General features: G+C 65.5%; 7 protein-coding genes and 1 tRNA gene. 7 read left to right on the forward strand and 1 reads right to left on the reverse strand.

What is annotated here, in order from left to right:
* The first annotated feature begins 239 nt into the window (after positions 1–239).
* Complete coding sequence (locus ACRQFC_RS09085) at positions 240–407, forward strand: hypothetical protein (RefSeq protein ID WP_284897468.1); 168 nt, start codon at positions 240–242, stop codon at positions 405–407.
* On the opposite strand, the gene ACRQFC_RS09090 is transcribed toward ACRQFC_RS09085, so the two are convergent.
* Positions 386–472 (reverse strand) — tRNA-Leu (locus ACRQFC_RS09090). The two genes, ACRQFC_RS09085 and ACRQFC_RS09090, sit on opposite strands and share 22 nt — an antisense overlap.
* Before the next feature lie 351 nt (positions 473–823).
* Here ACRQFC_RS09090 and ACRQFC_RS09095 point away from each other — a divergent pair.
* The 6 genes from ACRQFC_RS09095 to pknB are packed head-to-tail and all read left to right on the forward strand — an operon-like array spanning position 824 to position 8,777.
* Positions 824–1,522 carry an FHA domain-containing protein gene (locus ACRQFC_RS09095; RefSeq protein ID WP_087070127.1) on the forward strand — a complete coding sequence of 233 codons (699 nt, stop codon included), beginning with the start codon at positions 824–826 and terminating at the stop codon, positions 1,520–1,522.
* Positions 1,519–2,016 carry an FHA domain-containing protein FhaB/FipA gene (locus tag ACRQFC_RS09100; RefSeq protein ID WP_087070128.1) on the forward strand — a complete coding sequence of 166 codons (498 nt, stop codon included), beginning with the start codon at positions 1,519–1,521 and terminating at the stop codon, positions 2,014–2,016. Before ACRQFC_RS09095 ends, ACRQFC_RS09100 begins: the two co-directional genes overlap by 4 nt.
* Positions 2,013–3,620, forward strand: coding sequence for a PP2C family protein-serine/threonine phosphatase (locus tag ACRQFC_RS09105; protein ID WP_284897469.1), 1,608 nt, complete (start codon positions 2,013–2,015; stop codon positions 3,618–3,620). The genes ACRQFC_RS09100 and ACRQFC_RS09105 overlap by 4 nt, the downstream gene beginning before the upstream one ends.
* Complete coding sequence (locus ACRQFC_RS09110; RefSeq protein WP_435713188.1) at positions 3,617–5,146, forward strand: FtsW/RodA/SpoVE family cell cycle protein; 1,530 nt, start codon at positions 3,617–3,619, stop codon at positions 5,144–5,146. The genes ACRQFC_RS09105 and ACRQFC_RS09110 overlap by 4 nt, the downstream gene beginning before the upstream one ends.
* Positions 5,143–6,600 (forward strand): penicillin-binding transpeptidase domain-containing protein, encoded by a 1,458-nt coding sequence (locus ACRQFC_RS09115; RefSeq protein ID WP_284897473.1) that lies wholly within the window; start codon positions 5,143–5,145, stop codon positions 6,598–6,600. The genes ACRQFC_RS09110 and ACRQFC_RS09115 overlap by 4 nt, the downstream gene beginning before the upstream one ends.
* Positions 6,601–6,629: 29 nt before the next feature.
* Positions 6,630–8,777, forward strand: a complete 2,148-nt coding sequence (gene pknB / locus ACRQFC_RS09120) for a Stk1 family PASTA domain-containing Ser/Thr kinase (protein WP_284897475.1) — start codon at positions 6,630–6,632, stop codon at positions 8,775–8,777.
* The last annotated feature ends 249 nt before the right edge of the window (positions 8,778–9,026 follow it).

Consider the following 9,026-nt stretch of genomic DNA (forward strand, 5'->3'; position numbering starts at 1 on the left):
TACACTTTGTTCGCGATGAAGGCTCGTCACCAAGTCAAGGGCAAACATAGTGCAAATTCCGGACGGTCGGGGCTGCGTAGTGCAAACTCAGAGCAGAAATCGGGCCAAAATGGTGCGTAGATTTGCACCCTGTTGTGGGATCGCTATTGATCTTTCAACCCGCGGTGCTGCCGTCCAGAGTTGAAATCAAAGACCCCGGCGGTGAGAGCGCCGGGGTCTCTGTCGGAAAGGATATTCCCATGAAAGAAAGGAACTATCCGGCGATAACTGTACGGCACAACGCTGTAGAGCGCAATGGAAAATTAGGGGTCATGCCGGGTAATGACATTTGGGGCGATATCGCCAAAACCGCTATGGGCAATGCCAGCGGAGCTCATATCAACTGTGGTGCTCAAGGGGGGAGTTGAACCCCCACGCCCTCACGGGCACACGGACCTGAACCGTGCGCGTCTGCCTATTCCGCCACTTGAGCAAGTGCACGTATGAGCTTATCGTCTCATCCCCGATTAGTCCAAGTTTTTGCAGCACGAATTTACGTGAGACGCGTCGCAGCGCCGCACTGCCAGCTGGGCGTCGTCGCCCCACTACCCGCTCCGCTCACGGCGCGGAAGGTAGCGGCGCACCGGCGCGGGCGATTACAGTCGCCTATAGAAGCCGCGGAGGCTTGACGAGCTACACAGGCTGAGCGCTACAGAAGCTTGAGAAGCCGCAACGGTTCACGAAGCTACACAGGCTCACGAAGCTTCAGCGGCCGCGGAAGCTTGACGAGCTACAAAGGCTGAGAAGCTACAGAAGCGAACAGGAATAGGGAAGGGGCAGGGCCATGGGCGCCCTCGGGAAGTTTGAAAAAGGAGTGGAGAACGCCGTCGCCGGGGCGTTCCGCGTTTTCCAGTCCGAGCTGAAGCCGGTGGAAATCCTCACCGACATCAAAAAGGCCATGACGCGCGATGCCGCGGAGCTGTCCCGCGACCGCACCGTCGCCCCGAATGTTTTTACTGTTGCGCTCGCCCCGGCGGATCTGGCCCGGGTGGATTCCTGGGGCCAGGAAGCCCTCCGCGAGGAACTCGCCCGTTCCGCGGTGGAATACGCCACCGAACAGGACTATCTTTTCGTCGGCCCGATTGAGATCACATTCGAGGAGGATCCCCAGTTGCGCGAAGGAACAGCACGCACCCGGACAACCACGCAGCGCGGCGCCATCGCCCCGGCCACTCGCAGCGCCGGCACGGAGGAAAACCCGCTCATCCAGGTGGGCCGGGACCGCTACCTCCTCACCGGCACCACCGCAATCATCGGCCGCGGCTCCGATTGCGATATCAGCGTGGACGATTCTGGCATCTCCCGCCACCACCTCGAACTCCAGGTCACCCCGAACGGCGTGATCGCCACGGATCTCAACTCCACGAACGGCACTTTCGTGGAGGGCCACCGCATTAGCGCGGCCACCCTGGTGGACGGCAATACCATCACCATCGGCCGCACCCACATTATGTTTTGGACCGGAACGGCCTCCGCCTCATGAATCTCGCAATAACCTTATTGCGCTTCGGTTTTCTAGCGCTGCTGTGGCTGTTCATTTTCGCCGTCGTGCTGACGGTGCGCCGCGATGTGCTGGGAACGGACGTGCGCCGTCGTTCTTCTCTTCTTTCGGCACGACGCCGCAGCATCCACGCGCCCGCCCCCGCGGAAAACGACTCCCCCGCAGCGCCTGCCGCGCCCGTCGAACGGCCCGTCTACCTGGTGGTGACCGGCGGTCCGCTGCTGGGAACCGCGGTGCCGCTCAGCTCGCAACCGGTCTATATCGGGCGCGCCCCGGATAACACGCTCGTCCTGGATGACACGTATGCTTCCGGGCATCACGCCCGGATTTTCGCGGCGGAGGGCCGGCGCTGGGTGGAGGATCTGGGCTCAACAAACGGTACCCTGGTAGGGGGGATCCGCATTAACGGCTCGGCCGCGCTGGACCCCGGCGTTGTTATTCAGGTGGGGGAAACCACGATGGAGCTACAAGTTTGAGTATTCAGCTACGCTACGCGGCGTTTTCCGATGTCGGCCTGGTTCGTTCCAATAACCAGGACGGTGGCTACGCCTCGCCTCATTTGCTCGTGGTGGCAGATGGGATGGGCGGGGCGGCCGCCGGGGATATCGCCTCGTCGGTGACGGTGGGTCATTTGGTGGCGGTGGATGATGTGCACGCCGCCGATGATTTGCTGCCGCTGCTGCGCCGCGCGGTGGAGGCCGCGCATGACGATATGCTCGCGCTCGTGGCGGAGAACCCGAAAATGGCGGGCATGGGCACCACCTGTATCGCGATGCTGCGCGCCTCGAATAAGCTCGCGATGGTGCATATTGGTGATTCGCGGGCGTATTTGTTGCGGGATGGGAAGCTCGGGCAGGTTACGCATGACCACACCCTGGTCCAGTACCTCGTGGATCACGGCCGGCTCACCCCGGAGGAAGCTGAGCACCACCCGCAGCGCAATGTGATTATGCGGGCGCTCGGGGATACTCCCGGCGAGGTGGAGCTGGATGAATCCGTGCGGGAAGCGCGGGTGGGGGACCGCTGGCTGCTGTGTTCGGACGGCCTGTTCGGCGTGGTCGCGCATGACACCATCGAGCACGCCATGTGCGCGATCCCGGATCTGCACCAGCTGGGCGAACATCTCATTGATTTGGCGCTGGCGGCCGGCGCGCCCGATAACGTCACGGTTATTCTTGCGGATGTTATTGACGACGCCGCACTTACCAGCCCGCTGCCCTCCCAGCCGATCGTGGTGGGTTCGGCGGCGCGCGATTACCGGCGGCCCACCCGCGGGGGGAATTCCGCGGCCGCCAAAGCGGCGACGCTGACGCGGAATGCGAATGTCGGGGCTGGCGCAGGTGCCGGGGCTGGCGGCGCTGATGCGGCTGGTGCTGCGGGCGGCGCTAGTGCGGGTAGCCACAACGATGCCGGCAATAGTGAAACTCCCGGGGTGTCCAACAGCTCAAGCGATTCCACCGCCGCGCCCGGAAGTGCCCACCCGAAGGTAAGCGCCAAGAAAAACGCGAAAAATAGCTCCGCGACTGATGCAGGTAATGCCGGCCGCGGATCCGGTGCAGGCCGCGGAAACTCGGGGGCGGAGGGGGCGCCCCGCGCGCGCTGGGGAGCACGCCTGGCTGTTATTCTGACCATCCTGGGCCTGGCGGTGGCCGGCCTCTTTGGCGCTTACCGCTGGACCCAAAGCCGCTACTACGTGGCCAATAACAATGGCATCGTCACGATTTACCGGGGAATCCCGCAGCGGCTCGGCCCGCTGGAATTCTCCCACGCAGCGGAAGCTACTGATCTTCAGGTCCGTGACCTCACCCCGGTGGCCCAAGATCGGCTAGCCACACCCATCACGCGCGCTTCGCTGCGCGAAGCGCGCGCCGTCGTCGCCGCCCTGCGTGAACAAAAAGCCCAGAACAACGAAGCTACGCCAGCGCCCGCGAGCGCGAGCCCCGCGCCCAGCGCTTCGGCCGCGCCGGCACCGGGAGCGACCACCCCGGCACCCGGGCAGAGCGCGCCCGCGCCAGAACAGCCGGCGCCGGCACCCGCCGCAAACGCCCCCGCCCCCGCGAACCCGGGAGAGAACCGATGAGCACGGTGGTTCCCCCGCGCACGCGCCGCGGCCGCTGGCCCGAGATCACCCTGCTGCTCCTGGCCGGAGCCATCGGGGTGGGTGCCTATTACCTGGTGTGGACCGGGCTGGGTAATACCGGCGCGGGCAATGCCGGAGCGCCTGCTACAGGAGCGGATGCTGCCGGAGCGGGTACTGCCGCGCTGCCGCCGAGCTTCGCGCTGGTGGTGGGCGCCGGCGCCGCCCTGGTTTTCGCCTGTCACCTGCTCATTCGCGCGCTGTGCCCCTACGCCGACCCGGTGCTCTTCCCCTGCGCGATCGCGCTCAACGGGCTGGGCCTGGCCATGATCTACCGGGTGGACGCCGCCGCGGATACCAACCACGCCCGCAGCCAGCTCATCCTCACGGCCGGGGCGCTGGTGTTCTTCGCCATCACCATCCTCGCGGTGCGTAATTACCGGGTGCTGCAAAATTACATGTGGACCTCCCTCATCGCCGGGGTGGTGCTGCTCCTGCTGCCGCTCAGCCCGCTGGGCCGCACCCTCAACGGCTCGCGCCTGTGGATCGCGGTGGGCGGGATGTCCTTCCAGCCGGCGGAGGTCGCGAAAATCTGTTTCGCGGTGTTCTTCGCGGCCTACCTCGTGACCGAACGCGATAACCTGGCGCTGGCCGGCCCGAAAATCCTGGGGATTCGCCTGCCCAAAGCCCGCCATATCCTCCCGGTGCTCATCGCCTGGGCGCTGTGCATGGGCGTCCTCGTTTTTGAACGCGATTTCGGCACCGCGCTGCTCTTCTTCGGGCTGTTCGTGGCGATGCTGTGGGTGGCCACCGAGCAGGTCTCCTGGCTGGCCATCGGCGGCCTCCTCACCGTGGGCGGCGTGTGGTTCATTTCCACCACGGTTTCCCACGTGCAGGCGCGCTTCGCCATCTGGCTCAACCCCTTCGACCCCGAACTTTATGATGCCGTCGGCGGCTCCTACCAGGTGGTTCAGGGGCTCTTCGGCATGGCCTCCGGCGGGCTCTTCGGCGCGGGGCTCGGGCGCGGCTACCCGAACCTGGTGTACGCGGCGCATTCCGATTTCATTTACGCCTCCTTTGCCGAGGAACTCGGGCTGGTGGGCGTGGGCGCCATCCTGTGCATCTACCTGCTTCTTATCAGCCGCGGCATGCGGGTCGCCCTGGAATCACGCGACGGCTTCGGCAAACTCCTCGCCTCCGGGCTTTCCTTCGTGCTCGGGCTGCAATGCTTCATCGTCATCGGCGGGGTGACGCGCATTATCCCGCTCACCGGCCTGGCTCTGCCTTTCCTCGCGCACGGCGGCTCGGCGCTGCTGACGAATTGGATTATTATCGCGCTGCTTATCCGCATGTCGCACACCGCGCGCCGCCCCGAAGAAGCCCGCCCGCTGCCCACCACCGACGAACTCGCGATCCTGCGTGGGAACGCTGATGAGGGCGATGGTGAGGGCGACGACGACGCGCGCCGCGCCCCGCGCGGCCCGGGAAGCTCGGCCGGCGGCGCTCGCACGGAGGTGGTGCGCCCGTGAATCGCCCTATCCGCCAGCTCGTCGCGGTCATCGCGGTCATGTTCTTAGGCTTGGCCGGCTCGACCACCGCAATCCAGTTCTTCCAGGCCGCCAGCCTGAATGCCAACGCGTGGAATGTGCGCACGCTCTACCGCGAATACGGCACCCAGCGCGGTCCCATTATCGTGGCCGGGGAATCCATCGTCTCCTCCCAACCCATCGACGATGCCTACAATTACCTGCGCGTCTACGAGCGCCCGGAGATCTACTCGAACCTCACCGGCTACTACTCCATCGCTCATAACTCGATGACGGGCTTGGAACGCGCCATGAACCCCGTGCTGGGCGGCTCGGATTCCTCCCTGGCCGGTCAGCGTATCGAAGAACTCATCACCGGCTCCCAACCCCAGGGCGGGGGCGTTGAGCTCACTATCGACCCCCAGCTCCAGGAGGCCGCAGCCGCCGCGCTGGGTAACCAGCGCGGCGCCGTCGTCGTACTTAATTCCCGCACCGGAGATATTCTGGCGCAGGTCTCCACGCCCGGATTCGACCCGAACGGCGTAGCCACGCACGATACCGCGGCCGCGCGCGAGAACTACCAGGCCCTCGAAGCCGACCCCACCACGCCGCTCATCGACCGGGCCACCGGCGGCGACCAATACGCACCCGGCTCCTCCTTCAAACTCCTCACCGCCACCGCGATGATCGAAAACCTCGGGCTCACCCCCGATTCGCTGGTGGAGGCCCCGCGCACGTTCGTGCCGCCGGGAACCACGCACGATATGTGGAATCCCGGGCAGGCCGCCTGCGGGGACGGCTCCGGGCAGGTGAAACTCACCGAGGCTTTCGCGCAATCGTGCAATACCCCGTTCGCGATTGGCGGGATCAAGGTGGGCCCGGAAAAAATGGTGGCGCAGGCCGAAAAATTCGGCTTCAATAGCGAGCTTGCCACGCCGCTACCTGTGTCCGCCTCGCGTTTCCCCGCGCCGGAAGATGCCGCCGCGCTCGCCATGGATTCCATCGGGCAGCGCGATATTCGGGTCACCCCGATGCAGATGGCGATGGTTGGGGCGGCGATTGCTAATGACGGCGTCGTGATGAAACCGAATCTGGTGCGCCGCACCCTCACCGCGGATCTTGAACCCGTGAGCGAAAGCGAACCGGAAGTGCTCTCCCGGGCGATGAGCCAGCAAACCGCGGGCTATATGCACCAGATGATGGTTGATGAGGTCAAGCACGGCACCGGGTATCTTTTCACCCTCCCCGGGATTGAAACGTCCGGGAAAACCGGGACCGCGGAAATCACGAACGATATCCCCCCGCACGCGTGGTTCGTGGGGAATGCGACCATCGGGGACACGGCCTATACCGTGGCCGTGATCGTGGAAAATTCGGGCAATGCGGTGTGGAATGGCGACGGCGGCTCCGTTGCCGCACCCCTTGCCCGCACAGTACTTGAAGCTAAGGTGAACTAAGCAGATGCTCAGCAGAAAGGTGACGCGACGTGAATGATATCCCCCGCGTACTCGGCAACCGCTACCAGGTGGGCGACATCATCGGTCGAGGCGGTATGGCCGAAGTACATCTCGGCTACGATACCCGGCTCTCACGCACGGTAGCGATTAAGATCCTGCGCACCGACCTGGCGCAAGATGCCACCTTCCTGGCCCGTTTCCGGCGCGAAGCCCAATCGGCGGCCGCGCTCAACCACCCCTCCATCGTGTCCGTGTACGATACCGGCGAGGAAACCGTGACCTCCGCGGGCGGCACCGAGCTGGCGCTGCCCTATATCGTGATGGAGTACGTCAAGGGCCGCACCGTGGCCTCCCTGCTGCACGGCGGGGACCCGGTGCCCATCGGCGAGGCCGTGCAGATCGTGGTGGGCGTGCTCTCCGCGCTGGAATACTCCCACCACGAAGGCATCATTCACCGCGATATCAAGCCGGGCAATATCATGCTCACCACCGGCGGCAAGGTGAAGGTCATGGACTTCGGGATCGCGCGCGCCATCGCCGATTCCGCCGCCACCATGACGCAGACCAATTCCGTGGTGGGCACCGCCCAGTACCTCTCCCCCGAGCAGGCGCGCGGCGAAGTGGTGGACGCGCGCTCGGACCTGTACTCCACCGGCTGCGTGCTCTACGAACTCCTCACCGGGCGCCCGCCCTTCGTGGGCGATAGCGCGGTGGCGGTGGCCTACCAGCATGTGTCGGAAACCCCGAAGCCGGCTTCCCAGATCGCTTCCGATATCCCGGACGCCATCGACCGCGTGGTCATGAAATCCCTGGCGAAGAGCCGCGAGGACCGCTACCAGGACGCCGCTGAATTCCGCGCGGACCTGCTGGCCGCGGCGCGCGGGGAAGGCGTGGACGCCCCGGCGGTTTCCTCGTGGAATGCGTACGGGGCGGGGGCTGGTATCGCGGGAGCCGGTGCTATTGCGGGCGCTGGTGTGGCGGGTGCCGCGGCCGGCGGCGCGGGCGCGAATGCCGCCACGGCTGCCACGCAAGCATATTCGGCCGCTAATACACGCCCCGCTTCCACTACTGCTTATCCCACCGCGACTGCCGGAAGCCCCGGCGGTGCCGCGGGCGGTGCGGGCGCCGGCGCCGGTGCCGGTGCAATTTCTAGTACGACGACGCAGCCGGGCGGCGCGCCCACCTACCCGGGCGGGTACCCGACGGGCGCCTATCCCGGGGCTTACCCCACAGGCAGCTACCCCACCGGGAGCTATCCTGGCTACGACCCATCGGCAACCGGCGCGCAACCGCCGGTGAAGAAGAAGTCCAGTGCGCCCTTCATTTGGGGCGGGGTGGCTTTGCTTGTTATCGCCCTGGGGATTCTGGGCTGGTTCTTCCTCTCCGGCCGCGGCGACTCCGCCGAGCCGCAGCCCACCGAGACCGCGGTGGCGCAGGTGACGATTCCCGATATGACGGGGTGGACCGAGGTGCAGGCCAGCCAGCAGCTGACCAGCTTGGGACTGGAATTCGTGCGCGGTACGGATGTTTCCAGCGATACCGTGGACAAGGGGCTGGTTGTATCCTCCAACCCGGCGATGCGGAGCACCGTGGATGTTGGCAGCCGGGTGACCTTGCACTTCTCCTCCGGGCCCTCGGCCGTGCAGGTTCCCGATGTGGTGGGGATGAGCACGGATCAGGCTTCGCAGGCGCTGCGGGCGGCGGGGCTGACCGTGGGCGGTATGGAACAGGTCAATGATCCGAGCGAGGACCGCGACCGGGTGGTGTCCACCAGCCCGAATGTGGGTGAAAGCGTGAAGCCGGGCAGCACCGTCAAGCTGCAGGTGGCCAGCGGCAATGTGGCGGTTCCGGATGTGCGCGGAATGAGCGTGGATGAAGCGCGGGCGGCGCTGCGCGATGCTCGCCTCACGGTGGTGGGCCAAGGCGAGCAAGAAGTCAGCGACCCGGCCAAGGTTGGCAAGGTTGTGGACGCGAGCATCGCCCCGGGTACCGTGGTGCAGCGCGATACCGAGATGCGCATTACCGTGGGCATCGCCCCGGCGCCCACTCCCACCCCGAGCACTCCGCCGGCCGGCTCAGGTTCCGGCGGCTCCGGCTCGGGCGGATCGGGTGGCTCTGGCGGTTCGGGCGGCGGCGCCCATCCCAATCCCGCGCCCACCGGCCAGGGGAACGGGTAAGTACGGGTAGCTAGCTGCCCGGCCAGGGCAATGGCTAGCTGCCGCGAACTTAGCCCGCATCGCATGTTTTTCTGCGATGCGGGCTTTCGCGTTCTATCCATTTACTTAAGATTTCAGTGGAGGGCCCACAACAGGGTGCAAATCTACGCACCATTTTGGCCCGATTTCTGCTCGGGGGTGCGGACGGTTTCCTAGAGATTTTTAAGGAGATCGTTCAATGAATAAGAAACCGGGAGTTGCGAACGGGAT

The organism is Actinotignum inguinis, from assembly GCF_051265835.1.
In the GTDB taxonomy this organism is placed as follows: Bacteria; Actinomycetota; Actinomycetes; order Actinomycetales; family Actinomycetaceae; genus Actinotignum; species Actinotignum timonense.